At 42.2% G+C, this 15602-nt stretch carries 11 protein-coding genes and 2 pseudogenes; 7 read left to right on the top strand and 6 right to left on the bottom strand.

What is annotated here, in order from left to right:
- The first annotated feature begins 15 nt into the window (after positions 1-15).
- Complete coding sequence (locus Q0017_RS02580; protein WP_298142293.1) at positions 16-3507, top strand: PAS domain-containing hybrid sensor histidine kinase/response regulator; 3492 nt, start codon at positions 16-18, stop codon at positions 3505-3507.
- Between the two features lie 44 nt (positions 3508-3551).
- On the opposite strand, the gene Q0017_RS02575 is transcribed toward Q0017_RS02580, so the two are convergent.
- Positions 3552-4202: a response regulator transcription factor gene (locus tag Q0017_RS02575; RefSeq protein ID WP_297425344.1), complete on the bottom strand. Its 651-nt coding sequence runs from the start codon at positions 4200-4202 to the stop codon at positions 3552-3554.
- 373 nt (positions 4203-4575) lie between these two features.
- Between Q0017_RS02575 and msuE the strand changes: the two genes are divergently transcribed.
- The 4 genes and pseudogenes from msuE (at position 4576) to Q0017_RS02555 (ending at position 7240) form a co-directional block, all read left to right on the top strand.
- Complete coding sequence (msuE, locus tag Q0017_RS02570; protein WP_298142291.1) at positions 4576-5304, top strand: FMN reductase; 729 nt, start codon at positions 4576-4578, stop codon at positions 5302-5304.
- A 24-nt stretch (positions 5305-5328) separates the two neighbouring features.
- A pseudogene (gene sfnG, locus Q0017_RS02565) lies at positions 5329-6414 on the top strand (dimethylsulfone monooxygenase SfnG).
- A 169-nt stretch (positions 6415-6583) separates the two neighbouring features.
- Positions 6584-7042 carry a hypothetical protein gene (locus Q0017_RS02560; protein WP_298142289.1) on the top strand — a complete coding sequence of 153 codons (459 nt, stop codon included), beginning with the start codon at positions 6584-6586 and terminating at the stop codon, positions 7040-7042.
- Between the two features lie 12 nt (positions 7043-7054).
- The gene (locus tag Q0017_RS02555; protein WP_298142287.1) at positions 7055-7240 is read left to right on the top strand and encodes a hypothetical protein; all 186 of its coding nucleotides are present in this window, start codon (positions 7055-7057) and stop codon (positions 7238-7240) included.
- A gap of 27 nt (positions 7241-7267) precedes the next feature.
- On the opposite strand, the gene Q0017_RS02550 is transcribed toward Q0017_RS02555, so the two are convergent.
- The gene (locus tag Q0017_RS02550; protein ID WP_298142285.1) at positions 7268-8446 is read right to left on the bottom strand and encodes an acyl-CoA dehydrogenase family protein; all 1179 of its coding nucleotides are present in this window, start codon (positions 8444-8446) and stop codon (positions 7268-7270) included.
- Between the two features lie 126 nt (positions 8447-8572).
- The gene (acs, locus tag Q0017_RS02545) at positions 8573-10513 is read right to left on the bottom strand and encodes an acetate--CoA ligase (protein WP_298142283.1); all 1941 of its coding nucleotides are present in this window, start codon (positions 10511-10513) and stop codon (positions 8573-8575) included.
- Between the two features lie 128 nt (positions 10514-10641).
- On the opposite strand from acs, the gene Q0017_RS02540 reads away from it, so the two are divergent.
- Both Q0017_RS02540 and Q0017_RS02535 read left to right on the top strand, forming a co-directional pair.
- Positions 10642-11187: a DUF805 domain-containing protein gene (locus Q0017_RS02540; protein ID WP_298142282.1), complete on the top strand. Its 546-nt coding sequence runs from the start codon at positions 10642-10644 to the stop codon at positions 11185-11187.
- Between the two features lie 107 nt (positions 11188-11294).
- Positions 11295-12260, top strand: a complete 966-nt coding sequence (locus Q0017_RS02535) for a mechanosensitive ion channel family protein (RefSeq protein WP_298142280.1) — start codon at positions 11295-11297, stop codon at positions 12258-12260.
- Here Q0017_RS02535 and Q0017_RS02530 read toward each other — a convergent pair.
- The 3 genes and pseudogenes from Q0017_RS02530 to Q0017_RS02520 form a co-directional block, all read right to left on the bottom strand.
- The gene (locus tag Q0017_RS02530; RefSeq protein WP_298142278.1) at positions 12246-12956 is read right to left on the bottom strand and encodes a 16S rRNA (uracil(1498)-N(3))-methyltransferase; all 711 of its coding nucleotides are present in this window, start codon (positions 12954-12956) and stop codon (positions 12246-12248) included. The genes Q0017_RS02535 and Q0017_RS02530 overlap by 15 nt on opposite strands.
- Before the next feature lie 9 nt (positions 12957-12965).
- On the bottom strand, positions 12966-14246 hold the full coding sequence (locus Q0017_RS02525) for a 3-deoxy-D-manno-octulosonic acid transferase (RefSeq protein WP_298142276.1): 1281 nt from the start codon (positions 14244-14246) through the stop codon (positions 12966-12968).
- 127 nt (positions 14247-14373) lie between these two features.
- Positions 14374-15444 (bottom strand): annotated as a pseudogene (locus tag Q0017_RS02520) (alkene reductase).
- Between the last annotated feature and the right edge of the window lie 158 nt (positions 15445-15602).

Genomic DNA, 15602 nt, shown 5'->3' with positions numbered 1-15602 from the left:
TACGCTCTAGGCAATATGAACAGTTGGCTCATTATGGGGGTGTTAGCCCTCTATATCGCACTCCTTTTTATCTGTGCATTTTTTGGTGAAAAACATGCCAGTCGTTTAAGTACTCGCGGTCGCATGCTTTTGTTTAGCTTAACTTTAGGTGTGTATTGCTCGTCATGGACATTTTATGGAGCCACCGGAGCGGCTGTTCGTGAAGGCATTATTTTTCTGCCCATTTATTTAGGTCCATTGTTATTTATTGCAGTCGGTTACGATATTTGGCGCCGCCTTGGACGGGTGCGCCAACATCATGCCATTTCCTCAATTGCCGATTTTGTCGCTGCACGTTACGGTAAAAGTGGCTCTCTTGCCTCTTTAGTCACCATTCTTGCCGTGATTGCCATTATTCCATACTTAGCATTGCAGCTACGCGCAATTGCTTTAAGTGCCACGGTCGTCATGGATACGCCAACCAGCATGGCATCGACTAGTAACGGCGTTTTGTTTCTCACCGCAGTCTTGGCAATTTTGGCGATGATTTTTGGCACACGACAAATTGCCAACACCGAACAACATGGCGGTTTAATGTTGGCGGTGGCATTTGAGTCCTTTGTGAAACTCTTCGCTTTGATTGCAGTCGCATTATTTTTTATTTTTGCCGAACCGGGGAATTTACAACAAATATCACGTGATACTTTAAACACATTCCAAGAAGTACAATTGTTTGGTGTACCAGACACCTTTTGGGTACAAACCCTATTAGCCGCTTTAGCGATTATTTGTCTGCCACGTCAGTTCCACGTGGCTGTGGTTGAGCTGCGTGATGAAAAACATATTCGTGGCGCACGGCGTTGGTTTGCTGCTTATTTAATTTTAACCACTATTGCTATTATTCCAATTGCCAGTTGGGCCTTACATGCCGCACCTGAATATTTGGCAATTCCTGATATTGCAGTTTTATCGCTGCCTTTAAGCTATAACCAAGATTGGCTGAGTATTTTGGCTTTCTTAGGTGGTTTTTCTGCCTCCACAGGTATGTTATTGGTATCATCTGTTGCACTGTCAATCATGCTGAGTAACGACCTCATCATGCCCGCTCTGTGGCGTTTTGGCTTATTGTCACGACATGATAAACGCTTACCCTTAGTGCTGAAGTTTACCCGCCGTGTATGTATTTTAGCAGTGATGCTACTTGGCTTTTTATTCTTCCATTTCTTTAATGATATTGACCAATTATCGGTCTTTGGTTTATTGGCTTTTAGTGCTGTTGCACAGTTCTCACCAGCTTTAATTGGGGGGCTATATTGGCGTGGTGGCAGTAAACAAGGTGTCTATGCTGGTTTAATTATGGGCTTTGTAATGTGGGCATATACCCTGTTCTTGCCAACCGTATTACGCAGCTTGCCACACGATTACTTTGCCATGAGCCATGCCTTTTTACATCAAGGTCCATTGGGTTTATCGTGGTTACGTCCCGAAGCTTTGCTTGGCTTTGAGTCATTTGCCCCATTAACCCATGGTGTGCTGTGGTCATTGGGCTTAAATATTGTGCTTTATGTATGGGTGTCGCGCATTTTCCGCCCAAGCATTGCAGAGCAAATCCAAGCAGAAAGTTTCTTTTATTATGAAACTAAACCCCTACTTGCGCAAAATACCCCAACAGATATGACCTACTTACATCACGACGTAGCACGTTTAAAAGTAGGTGACTTAATTGCGCTTGCCAAACGTATTACCGGTGATGCTCCGACCATTCAGGCCTTTAGCCAATTTTGCGCTCAAAACAACGTCACACTCAATGAAAATAGCAGTGCCAACGGTATGTGGTGGCGTTTTACCGAACAATATTTGGCAGGCACCATTGGGGCTGCTTCTGCACGTACCTTACTCACCACGGCCATGGTGAATAATGGTTTGGCTTTAGGTCAAGTGGCCAATATTTTAGACCAAGCCTCACAGTGGCAACGCTTTAACCAAAACCTGATTATGACCATGATTGACCATATGACCCAAGGGGTGAGTGTGGTGGATGCCAACATGTGCTTAGTGGCTTGGAATAACCAATATTTAAAACTCTTCGACTATCCAAAAGATATTGTGTATGTGGGTTGCCCAATTGCCGATTTGATTCGTTATAACGCCGAACGTGGTGAATGTGGTCCCGGTTCAATTGAAGAGCATGTACGTAAACGTATTCATTGGATGGAAGTAGGCAGCGCACATGAATTTGAACGAGTACGTAAAGATGGTCGCGTGATTCAAATGCGTGGTAATCCAATTGAAGGTGGTGGCTTTGTGACCACCTTTGCCGACATTACCACCTTCCGTGAAAATGAAGCCTTGCTTGAAGGGCGTGTGCAAGATCGTACTCAACAACTTGCCGATGCACTTGCCGAACAACAACTCGCGCGTGAACAAGCCGATAAAGCCAACATGTCTAAAAGTCGCTTTATTGCCGCGGCAAGTCATGACCTTTTACAACCCATGCATGCTGCACGTTTGTTTAGTACTGCACTTGAGCAAAGCATTCAATCTGATGAAGATCGTAAAATCCTCCAGCAGCTTGATCGCTCCTTACATGGGGCAGAGAGTATGTTGTCGGCATTATTGGACATTGCGCGCTTAGAAGGCGGTACCATTCAACCAAATCGTCAGCCGTATCCATTACATGATTTACTCAGCGATTTAGACTTACAATTTAAATCCATTGCTGCACAGCGTGGCATTCAATTTAAAGTGCATGATGTGCAATTTTGGATTGATACCGATCCACAATGGATTCGTCGTATTATTCAAAACTTTGTTAGTAATGCCCTGCGTTATACCGCCAAAGGTCGCGTAATTGTTGGTGTGCTACGTTCAGCAGAGCGTCCGCAGCATATTCGTATTGGGGTATGGGATACAGGTCCCGGCATTGCAGAACAACAACGTATTAAATTATTCCAAGAGTTTGAACGTTGTGGACATACCTCACCTTGGGGTGAACAAGGCTTAGGTTTAGGTTTAGCCATTGTACAACGCATGACCAGCATGCTCGATTATCCGGTGCATGTATATTCTGAGTATGGTCAAGGTTCCTGCTTTATGATTGAAGTGCCAATTGTGCCTGCACCCAAAGTAGTGGCACAACCTGTACAAGCTGTACCACTCAAAACCAAAGCCTATAGAATTTTGTGCTTAGACAATGATGAAACCATTTTAGAAGGCATGGCAACTTTATTGACCAAATGGGGTTATCAAGTCTTTAAAGCCACAGAACCTGAACACGCCATGCAGATTATTCAAGAACAGAATATTCAAGTGTGGTTGGTCGATCAGCATTTAAACCATGACAAAATTGGTTTAGATTTTATTTTGGCGCATCGTCAAGACAAAGTACCTGTGGCTTTAATTACCGCAGACTCAGATCCTGATCTACCGCAGCGTTTAAAAGAGCTCAACATCATGTTGCTGCGTAAACCTTTAAAACCTGCCGGACTACGGGCTTGGTTATCGGGCTTAAAAATCTCAAGTGATTAAAAACAAAAAAGACCGCTTAAAGCGGTCTTTTTTTTCAAGCTATTTTAAATCTTACGTTCTTCAATATTTAAAGCATTAATGGCTAATACAGCTTGAGTACGGTTTTGTACGCCCAATTTACGGAAAATTGCCGTCACATGCGCTTTAATGGTGGCTTCAGACACATCTAACTCATACGCAATTTGCTTGTTGAGTAAACCTTCCGCCACCATCATTAACACGCGAAATTGTTGTGGTGTTAAAGATTGAATACGCTCAGCGAGTGCTGTTTCATCGGCTGCACGCGGGTCAAAGTTCATATTGGCAGGTAGGTTAGGTGGTAACCAAATTTCGCCTTCTAAGACTTGACGGATCGCTTCACCAATATGGCTTGGATGCGCTGATTTTGGAATATAGCCCATTGCACCATGTGCAATTGAGCGTTGAATAATAGACACTTCTTCATGTGCCGACACCACAATAATCGGCAAAGCAGGATACTGCGCACGCACGTGTACCAATGCGGAAAAGCCTGAAGCACCGGGTAAGTTTAAATCCAATAAAACAAGATCAGGCTCAGGACCATTTTCTAAGCGTTCGTAAAATTCATTTACAGCGGCAGTCTCATGAATTTGGGCTTGCGGTAAGCTATAACGCACAGCTTGAATTAAAGCGTGGCGAAATAAGGGATGATCATCAACGATTAAAATATTCATAAGTAGTGACGCGAAGGATCTGGTGCACATTAGGCCCTATTCTAACCACACATCGCCCTTTAGCGATACGCAAGAATCGATTATTTTTTGCCAAAGCGTGGCATGGAATTCTTAAAAGCCGTTTTTTTCAGCGTTTTAGAATAATCTAAGCAGATTTTCATATAAATTTTATTCCCAAAGCAGAAAAGTTTATCTTTATGAAATATAAATTTATTATTCAATTACTTAAATTTATTTTTATCAATAAAATAAGCAAAAAAAAGGCATATCTTAAAAATAGATAACTTATCTTTTTTTGCGTATTTTACACAATATGTGATGTGTTGATTAATAGTGAATATTCCGAGCGAGCACAACTTACGAGTAATTCACTATGAGCATTTCACTACAAAAACCATTGAACATTGTGGCTGTATCTGGCGGCTTAAATACCCCATCTAAAACCGAAGCATTGGTGCAAGAAATTTTAAATGAGTTAGGTGAAGCCACGCCAATTCAGGTGCATTTTATTAAATTTAGCGAAATTGGGCATTTGTTGGGTGGTGCAATTTATCGCAATCAATTGCCACAACGTGTACAAGATGATTTAGCGGCTGTAGAAGCGGCTGATGCATTAATTGTAGGTACACCGGTGTACCGTGCTTCATTTACAGGTTTATTTAAACATTTCTTTGATTTTGTAGAGCAAACGGCATTAGTGGATGTACCGGTATTGTTGGCAGCATCAGGGGGTTCAGAGCGTCATGCTTTGGTACTTGAACATCAATTGCGCCCATTATTTAGCTTTTTCCAAGCACAAACTTTACCGATCGGAGTGTACGCAACAGATCAAGACTTTAGCGCAGCTTATACAGTGCAAAGCCCACATCTACGTGCTCGTATTACCCTAGCGGTAGCACGTGCTTTACCCATTTTACAGTGGGCACCAGCAAAAGGTCAGCGTGCTGAAGTGGTCAAAGAAAAAACCATTCAAGCCAGCCAAAACTTAGGCATTAACACACAAATTGAACAAGCAGAAGTATTGCCTTCTGCCGCAGTGCCAAGCCTAGATGCCGCCGAAGCACGCTTACATGGCAAAAAGACCATCACGGAAGTGGCTTAAAACAAAATTAGGGAGCAGCATGCAATGTCAAAACCAATCACTTTTGCCTATTGGGTTCCCAATGTCAGTGGTGGTTTAGTGGTCAGCACCATTGAGCAACGTACCGATTGGAGTTATGAATATAATGTACGTTTAGCACAAGCAGCCGAAAACAATGGCTTTGACTATGCCCTCACTTAAATTCGTTTTACCGCCGGTTACAATGCAGAATATCAACATGAATCTGTCAGTTTTAGTCATGGTATTTTAGCCAAAACCGAACGTCTAAAAGTGATTGCGGCGATTTTACCGGGGCCTTGGAAACCTGCGGTAGTGGCTAAGCAACTTGCAACGATTGATCATCTTACCCAAGGGCGTATTGCGATTAATGTTGTAAGTGGTTGGTTCCGTGGTGAATTTGATGCCATTGGCGAACCATGGCCTGAGCACGATGTACGCTACCAACGTTCAGAAGAATTTATCCGTGCTTTAAAAGGCGTCTGGACTCAAGATCAATTTAATTTTGATGGCAAATTTTATCAATTTAAAGACTATACCTTGAGTCCAAAACCAGTGCAAAAACCGCATATTGAAATTTTCCAAGGCGGTAGTTCACGCGCAGCGCGCGATATGGCAGCACGCGTGTCGGATTGGTATTTTACCAATGGCAATAGCCCTCAAGAACTTAAAAAACAAATTGATGATATTCGTGAAAAAGCACAAGCCAATGGTCATCAGGTTAAAATTGGCGTGAATGCCTTTATTATTGCCCGTGATACTGAACAAGAAGCTCAAGCTGTTTTACAAGAAATTATTGATAAAGCACATGTAGCTGCGGTGAATTCTTTTGCTGATGCTACTCGTGAAGCAGGCGCTGCAACCGATGAAGGTGAAGGCAACTGGGCCAAATCAACTTTTGAAGATTTAGTCCAATATAACGATGGCTTTAAGACCAATTTAATTGGCACACCCCAGCAAATTGCTGAGCGTATTCTTGAGCTTAAACAAGTTGGGGTAGATTTAGTGCTTTCAGGCTTTTTACATGCCATTGAAGAAGTCAAATATTTTGGTGCTAAAGTTTTACCCTTAGTGCGAGAACTAGAGCAACAACAGCAACTTAAATCTGCTTAAAGCATTCTAATAATAATAAATCATCAGCGTACTGTCCCTTAAGGCTCGGCTTAAGGGATTTTTTTCATTATAATATTCAAGATTATGATTAATTTTTGGCATGAATTGTGCATTTTTTAATGCAGAAAAAACTATACAATCTAGTGATCTAAACAATGAGAATAACAACATGAATAAGGCAAAAATCGGATTTGTGAGCGGTACCATAGTACATACTGCCTGTGGGTTAAAACCCATTCAGGATTTGCATGTTGGAGAACTAATTTTAACTTGCGCTGCGGATGGCAATACAGTGGCTCAGCCTATTGTTCAGATTCATAAAACAGCCCAAGCCATTTATCGTTGCACTTTATTAAACGAAGAGGATCCGCAATCATGCACCGTACATTATTTATTTACAGCACCCGAACAACACATTTTTGCGCACAATGCTTGGACCTGCGTGTTAAATTCTGAGCAAAAACAGCTACAAGCCTTTAGTTTAGCCAAGCAGCCGTTAAGCTTATGGCAAGGCAAACCCATTTTTGCAGCAAGCACACGCACCCAACAAACCATTGGTTTAAATGCAGCCACTTTTAGCCGCGACCTATATCCCAATGGTAAAGATGATGAATTTATTTCTATCTAAAACAAAGGCTTAGTGCATTACCCCAATCCAAATAGTCAGTTTAAATTTTCTCATGTGGCTGCACCGTTGTATCCTAACAGTGTTAATTGGCACCGTCTTGAGCAAAAAACATTGGTACTGCCTGTGTACCAATTAAAATTGGCACATAGTGATAATTATTTTGTGGGTGAAGCTGGAATTTTGGCACGCGCCAGTTAAAAAGCCCGCAACTGCTGGCTTAGAGATTTAAGAGTAAAAACTCGGTTTGGGGAATTTATTGCTCAATACCCATTCACCAATTTCTTGATACTTATAATCTACAGGGTCATGCAAAGTTTGGGTACGTACATTGCGCCAAAAACGATCTAAATTCAGTTGAGCAGTGGTGGCGCGCGCGCCCATCACTTGGAAGATATTTTGCGTAATGGCTAAGCTGCTATTGGTGGCGGCAATCTTAGCTGTGGCAATGGCAACTGCCACCTCTCCACGCTGCTCTGGACTTAAATTTTGACCTTCATTCCATGCGCTTTGTAAGCTTGCTACTGCTTTAGCTGCTAACAAACGTACACTTTCAAGTTGTAGGTAAAACTCAGCAAAATGCCGCTGAATATAAGGGTCATCGACTGCCTGTTCAGTCAGTGACGTAGACCATGCTTTTTGTCCCTGTACCGCCTGCTTAGCGGTGTTAAATGCACCTTCTGCCACACCTAAAAACATATGCACAAAAATCAATTGTGCAATCAAAGGACGTAAGCTTGAGTATGGTGTGCTTAAAGGTCCGGGATTGAGTAGCAATTCATGTTGATGGATTTTAACCTGTTCAAAATGACTGGTGCCACTGTCAGTTTGGCGTTGCCCCATATTATTCCAATCGCCTAAAAAATTTACTCCTTCGCGTTGCGTTGGAATCACCGCAATCAATAACTTCCCTTCAGGATTGTAGGCAGAACACAGCAACATATCTGAATCTATTGAGCCTGAGCAAAAGCTTTTATCGCCATGAAAAATATATTCATGTTCATTAATTTTTGTGGCTGTAGCACGTCGGTCAAGTGGATTTAATGTATTGCCCCAAAACAAATTTTCTTGGACTGTTTTTTCAAACCAAGGCGCATATTGTGGTGGTTGCGCAAACAATTTAACTGTGGCAATCAATAAGTGATGAAAAGCATAAACATGCGCCAATGAGCTATCGGCGCGGGCAATAGTTTGAATGGTGGCAAAAATAGTTGTCCAATTGGCACCTTGTCCACCAAATTCTTTGGGGATAGACAGACTAAGTAAGCCACTTTGGCGAATTAAATCGCGTTCGGTTTTCGGGTTGCCGCCTTTTTTGTCACGCTGTGCTGCGGTTTGGGCAAATTGCTCTGCAAGACTTTGAGCAATGCTGAGCGGATCGAGGCTATTTTGATGTGCAATATTCATAATAATAGTTGATGCTTCCAATATTTTAGCTTAGCAGAACTGTGACTTGCGCCTTAGCTAAATGCCTGCTGTGCTTATGGCAAAAAATAAAATGCCGCGACCGAGCACGGCATGCGTTTTGTTTTTTTAGTTTGGATAAACTGTTTTGATGAGCTCTTCGACTACTTTAGGTTCGGCTAAGGTTGAGGTATCACCTAAGCTATCGAGTTCATTGGCAGCAATTTTTCTTAAAATACGCCGCATGATTTTGCCCGAGCGGGTTTTAGGTAAAGCCGGTGCCCAATACAATGCATCAGGTGTGGCCACAGGTCCTAAAATTTTGCGCACCCATTGAATTAACTCGTCATGTAATACTGCACTCGGTTGTATATCAGCTTGTAAAGTCACAAAAGCACAAATAGCTTGCCCTTTAATCTGATGTGGCATACCCACAACCGCTGCTTCTGCAACACTTGGGTGTGCCACCAACGCACTTTCTACTTCGGCTGTTCCTAAACGATGCCCTGAAATATTAAGCACATCGTCTACACGTCCGGTAATCCAGTAATAGCCATCTTGGTCACGGCGCGCACCATCACCGGTAAAGTAGCAATCAGGATAAGTGCTAAAATAGGCATCTATAAAACGCTGTGGGTCGCCCCAAATGCCACGCATTTGCCCCGGCCATGAATCTTTAATCACTAAATTGCCTTCGGCTTCACCCTCAAGTTCGTGTCCATCGGCATCTACAATGGCCGCTTGCACACCAAAAAATGGACGCGTAGCAGAACCGGGTTTCAATGCCGTTGCACCGGGCAATGGACTAATCATAAAACCGCCTGTTTCGGTCTGCCACCATGTATCTACAATTGGACAACGCGCCTCGCCTACCACGTTGTAATACCAATTCCATGCTTCAGGATTAATCGGCTCGCCCACCGACCCCAACAAACGTAACGAGCTACGATCACTTTCACGTACAAAGGCATCGCCTTCTCGCATCATAGATCGGATTGCGGTGGGGGCGGTATACAGCACAGTAATATCATGTTTATCCACAATATGTCCGGTACGCGCCCACGATGGATAATTGGGGACACCTTCATACATCACACTCGAAATACCATTAGACAACGGACCATATAGCACGTAAGAGTGACCGGTAATCCACCCTACATCGGCAGTACACCAAAATACATCATCTTGTTTAATATCAAACACTTCACGAAAAGTGCAGTTGACATACGTTAAATAACCACCTGTCGTGTGCAACACGCCTTTTGGTTTTCCAGTCGAGCCTGAAGTATATAAAATAAATAATGGATCCTCAGCATTCATAACTTCGGGTGGACAATCATCATTTACTTGCATAATTTCAAGGTGATACCATAAATCCCGCCCTATTTTCATAGAAATAGGATTACCCGTCCGATGCACCACAATCACTTGTTCAATACAATGACTTGTGGTTTGCTCAAGTGCTAGATCGACATTGGCTTTTAGTAAAATGGCTTGACCACCACGCATGCCAGAATCGGCAGTAATCACCATTTTGGCTTGGCAATCATCAATTCGGCTGGCTAAGGCGTCGGGTGAAAAGCCACCAAACACCACACAATGCACTGCACCAATACGACTACATGCCAACATTGCAATAGCAGCTTCGGGAATCATGGGCATATACAACATGACACGGTCGCCCTTTTGAATCCCATTTTTCTTTAACACATTGGCAAAACGGCACACCTCATCATGCAAAGACACAAAAGAAATCACTTTATGCCGTGAAGGATGATCACCTTCCCAAATAATGGCAGGCTTATGTGGATGCTCTTTTAAATGCCGATCTAAGCAGTTATAAGACACATTCAACTCACCATCTTGAAACCATTCAATTTTAAAATTGTCTTGGGCAAAACTGGTATTTTTGACTTGAGTAAATGGCGTAATCCAATCGAGCTTTAATGCCTGTTCACGCCAAAACGTATCAGGATCATCAATAGATTGTTGATAACGTGCCAAATATTGTGCTTCATTGGTACGTGCGGTTTTTTTTAAGTGTTCGGGAATAGGATAAATCTCTTGCATAGCGAACATCCTTGATCAAATGGCAACCTTGTATTGCACTTCAATTTTTTATGCTTCTCATCTTGTTATGGTTTTGGCTAACATACACAGTAACGCATCCTGCGTCCTTTGATTAAAAATGGTGATGTATGTCTCCTGTTGAATTTCGTGCTCAGCGTCGTCCACATCAAGGACGCTTTGGGCGTTTAAGCTATATGGCATGGCAGGCGGTGTTATGGTGCGTGGCATGTATGTTTGGACTGATGCTACTGCTTAGTTTAGGTGTGATTAACTTTGCCACGTTGAGCCTTGATTCGGCTGCCTACCTTTTACCCACCTTAAATCAAGTTATTAGTTTACTTTTTTTTGCCTTATATACCTATTTTGCTTTTGTAATCACGATTCGGCGTTTACACGACCTTAACTTAACGGGTTGGTGGTCGTTATTGAGTTTGTTGCCACTCATTAATATATTGTTGTTTGTGTATTTGCTTTTGGCGTCTGGTACAGCTCAGGCTAATCGTTTTGGTGCAGTACGCGTAACACCTTTTTGGGAAAAATTAGTGGCATGGTTGTGCATTGCTTTTATGCTGCTTGTGTTTATGAGCTTTGCCAGTGTTGTAAGTCATTTTAGTCTAGACGCTAATTTTTCACAGCCACAACAGATCATAGAAAAAACCGCTGAATTTTTCTAAGTCTTTGCTTTAGATTTCAACAACATTTTAAGTAAAATAGTAACTCAAGTTAATTTCTTGGCAATTTTCAGGCACAATAAAACAAAATTTTACCAATTGGAAAAGCTGTGGCTGAACAAGAAAATGCCTCAAAAGATTTGTCCGAAGGTGCGGCTAATTTAATCCTAGAGGCAAGCAATAAAACTGCTGAGACAGTGAGTTTATATGCGAAAACCTCAATTGAAGCATACTCCACCATTGATCATTTTATTGATCTATTTTGGCAACGTCTGCCCTACATTTGCATTGCAATTGTGGTGTTTGCAATTTTTTATCTACTGTCCAAAGTATTTAAATTATTTGTACGCAAGGCACTTTCTGAGCGTTCTTATACCAAACAAAATTTAGTTTTGGTGCTCAATCGGGTTGGTAGTTCCGCAATTATCTTTTTCGGTTTTTTAATTTCCATGGTGATTGCCATTCCGGGCTTTACGCCGGGTCAGCTGATGAGTGCGCTTGGGATTGGTTCGGTTGCGATTGGTTTTGCCTTTAAAGATATTTTCCAAAACTTGCTTTCAGGAATTTTAATTTTATTGGGTGAACCATTTAAAATTGGCGATGACATTATTGTTTCAGGCATGGAAGGTACGGTTGAAGATATTCAAATTCGCGCAACCTTTTTACGCTCCCCCGATGGACGTCGTATTGTGATTCCAAATGCGACCGTTTACACCAGTCCAGTCACAGTCAACACAGCCTATCCACGCCGTCGTTGTCAATTTGTGGTAGGTATTGGTTATGAAGATGATGTGCAAAAAGCAAAAGACATCATTATGACCATTTTAGATAAAGACCAAACCATTTTAAGCCAACCGGGCTTTAGCGTTAATGTAAACGCACTGGCAGATTTCTCGGTCAATTTAAATGTTACATGGTGGGTCAACACCTCAGAAACCACCATGTCAGGTTCAATTAGTGATGTCCAACAACGCGTGATTAAAGCCTTTGCTGAACATGGCATTTCCATTCCTTACCCTGTGCAAGAAGTGAAAGTCTATCGTGGCGACCCTGTTGTAGATTCAAGTGCTAAATAAGCGTCCAATTAAATAAGGAATCACTGTTTCGGTGCGAATAATACGGTTGCCTAAGTTTGCCGCTTGGCAGCCGTTTTTTATGAGTAAATCAATTTCATAAGGAATAAAACCACCTTCTGGCCCAATCACAATGCTACACGGCTGATTAATCGCATGCGGCATGGCCTGCTCGACATAAGGATGTGCCACAAAAGCCGGTTTAGCCTCAGTGATTAACGTTGGTAACACATCTTCTACAAACGGTTTAAAGCGTTTATACAGCTCAATTTGTGGGGCAATGGTATCACCTGCTTGCTCAAGTCCAAGCTCAATATAATGATTCACTTGTTGTAAAAATGGGGTTTGCCAATAGCTTTTATCCACCCGATAACTATGAATTAAAATAATTTTCTCAACCCCTAAAGTTACTGCGTCCATGATTAAACGTCGTAATACTTTGGGACGTGGCAATGCCACAATTAAGGTAACGGGTAGTTTTTGAGGCACGTTTTCTTGTTGGATTGGCTGAATCTGAATAGCACTAGGGCCAACTTGCAACACTTTCGTTAAATAACGCGGCCCTTCAGCAATGCCAACTTTAAGCGTATCTCCAACTTGTAGATTGATATGCGTATGTAGATGCTCAAGCTGACGTTTAGATGTGATGCTCCACACTTCATTTTGAGTTTGGCGAGGGTCAAGTAAGACAATATTCATAAGCGCCTCTTAAAGATAAGTATCGAGGCATTGGATATGCCGTGCCAATGCACCTTGGTTGTGTTGCATGACCTGTTGGGCATTTAAATTAAGCAGTTGGCGCTGCTCTGGCTTGTCCATTAAGCTGAGCAATATCGTGCCGGCATGTTTAAAATCGCTCGCGACCATTACCCCATCTACCGCCACAAACTCATCGACAATACTTTGGAAATTAAAATACTGTTGACCTAATACCGTTGCCACACCCAATGCAATCGGCTCCAAAATATTATGTCCACCGCCAAGTTGATTAAGTGAGCCACCTACATAACAAGCCTGACTTAAAGCGTACCATAGCCACATCTCACCCATAGAATCGGCTAAATATACTTGCGTATTGGTTTCAATCTTCTGCCCTAAACTACGGCGCTGAGTGTTTAAATTTAAACTCTGACAGGCTGCAAAAACCTCGTCAAAACGCTCAGGGTGACGCGGCACCACAATACACACTAAATGAGGATCGGCCATTAAAGCAGGTTTAAGCTGTTCAAGCAGTTTTACTTCTTCAGGGGCATGGGTACTGGCAAGCGTAATAATTTTACGCGTCTGCAATTGCCATTTAATTTTGAGATGTTCAGCTTGGTTTATAAAGCTGTGTGGCGCAGTAATATCAAATTTTACGCTACCTAAAACTTGGGTTTTTTGTGCCGGCATTCCAAGTGCAATAAAGCGCTGCTGCGTGGCTTGATCTTGAGCCAGTAGTGCATCAAGCCCTTGCAACATGCCGCGTGTAAGACCTTTAACTTTGTTATAGCCTTGCGCTGATTTTTCCGATAAACGTGCATTTAATACAATACAAGGCACCTTAAATTCTTGTGCAATATCAATTAAATTTGGCCACAATTCTGTTTCCATTAACGCTAAGATTTTAGGTTGATATTTTTGATAAAAATCACGCACTAAATCACGTTGATCAGCAGGTAAATACACCGCTTGAAACAGATGTTCATATTCAGGTTTTAAAAATAATGCTTTGGCACGCGCCTGACCTGTTTTGGTGGTATTGGTGACCAAAACCGCATGACCTTGTTTTAAATAATGTTCAATGATCGGTTGTGCTGCATTGGTTTCACCAACCGACACCACATGAAACCACAGTGTTTTTAAATTTTTAGGCGCCTGGAATGGACCAAAACGCTCGATGAGTTCTTGTTGTAAGGCTTCAGGCTGAGTAGCACGCTGTTTAATGCGCGCACGATAAATTGGCTTAATAAGTGTTAGTGCTGCGTTATACCAAAACGGAGTAGCCAAGAAGTCGCCTCAAATCACAACCAATGAAACGGCAGAATATAGCAGAGAAGCGAGCCAATGAATACAAAGGCACAGTCAATGCCAAGTAAAAGCGCCGAGCGGTTGCCCGACGCTACACTATAAAAGATTAAGCTTCAGTCATCGCTAAAGTCGGATAGTCAATATAACCTTCAGCTGTATCTGTGCCAATCATTTTATCAAGTTGTACTTCATTGAGTGGAGCATCTTGTACTAAGCGTTCATATAAATCCGGATTGGCAATATAAGCTTTACCAAAGGCAACTGCATCCGCTTTACCTGAAGCTAATAAATCAATTGCATCTTGACGGCTTAAGCTCATATTGGCGACATAAGGCACGCCGTTGGAACACTGTTTAATATGCTCAGAAATACTATCTTCAGCCAAATATTCACGCGTAAAGAAAAAGGCGATTTTACGTTTACCAAGTTCTTGCATGGCATAACCAAAGGTTTCACGTGGATTCGCATCGCCCATGTCATTTTCGTCACAACGTGGTGCAAGATGCACACCTACTCGACCCGCACCCCAAACTTCAATTAAAGCATCTACTAAATCAAGTAAAAAACGCACGCGATTTTCGACTAAACCACCATATTGGTCATCACGTAAATTGGTGCTGCTTTGTAAAAATTGATCGACTAAATAACCATTGGCTGCATGTAATTCCACGCCATCAAAACCTGCTGCTTTGGCATTGATCGCCATTTGTTTAAAATCGGCAATGGTGGTTTGAATTTCATCCAAGCTTAAAGGACGTGGCGCCACATAATCTTGTTTTGGGCGTAACAAGCTCAGTTGACCTGCAGGTTGAACATCACTGGCCGAAACCGGCTTTTGCCCATTTTGGAAATAAGGATGTGAAATACGTCCCACATGCCAAAGCTGCGCCATGATTAAGCCACCTTTGGCATGTACCGCATCTGTGACATCTTTCCAACTGGCAATTTGCGCTGGGTTAAACATCGCGGGTGTATTGGCATAGCCAATCGCTTGCTACGATACAATAATTGCTTCTGAGATAATCAAACCTGCACTTGCGCGTTGGGCGTAATAATCTGCCATCATTTGAGTCGGGATTAAATCATCAGCCACGCGTGTACGCGTGAGTGGTGCCATAATCACACGGTTTTTTAGCTGTAAATCACCCAATGTGATTGGAGAAGAAAGTTCAGCCATGATGCCCCTCTTTAAATTTAGTGGTTAAAGTATCAATCTATTGTGTCGTTTATCTTGTATGAAATCAGCATACGTTTTAAGTAACCCGAATCGCGGATAAGAAATTGACTTGAAAAATAAGAGGACTAGAGCCATCAGTTGAGTTACCACACAAAACT

Source organism: uncultured Acinetobacter sp. (assembly GCF_947624825.1).
GTDB lineage: Bacteria > Pseudomonadota > Gammaproteobacteria > Pseudomonadales > Moraxellaceae > Acinetobacter.
Note: the sequence above shows the minus strand (reverse complement) of the source record. Positions and strands in the feature narration are given on the sequence as shown.

Bases quoted from the DNA above. Each gene is read 5' to 3' on its own strand.
- Q0017_RS02560 (WP_298142289.1), top strand. From the start codon at position 6,584: ATGAATAAGGCAAAAATCGGATTTGTGAGCGGTACCATAGTACATACT.
- Q0017_RS02575 (WP_297425344.1), bottom strand. From the start codon at position 4,202: ATGAATATTTTAATCGTTGATGATCATCCCTTATTTCGCCACGCTTTA.
- Q0017_RS02530 (WP_298142278.1), bottom strand. From the start codon at position 12,956: ATGAATATTGTCTTACTTGACCCTCGCCAAACTCAAAATGAAGTGTGG.
- Q0017_RS02550 (WP_298142285.1), bottom strand. From the start codon at position 8,446: ATGAATATTGCACATCAAAATAGCCTCGATCCGCTCAGCATTGCTCAA.
- Q0017_RS02540 (WP_298142282.1), top strand. From the start codon at position 10,642: ATGTCTCCTGTTGAATTTCGTGCTCAGCGTCGTCCACATCAAGGACGC.
- Q0017_RS02580 (WP_298142293.1), top strand. From the start codon at position 16: ATGAACAGTTGGCTCATTATGGGGGTGTTAGCCCTCTATATCGCACTC.
- msuE (WP_298142291.1), top strand. From the start codon at position 4,576: ATGAGCATTTCACTACAAAAACCATTGAACATTGTGGCTGTATCTGGC.
- acs (WP_298142283.1), bottom strand. From the start codon at position 10,513: ATGCAAGAGATTTATCCTATTCCCGAACACTTAAAAAAAACCGCACGT.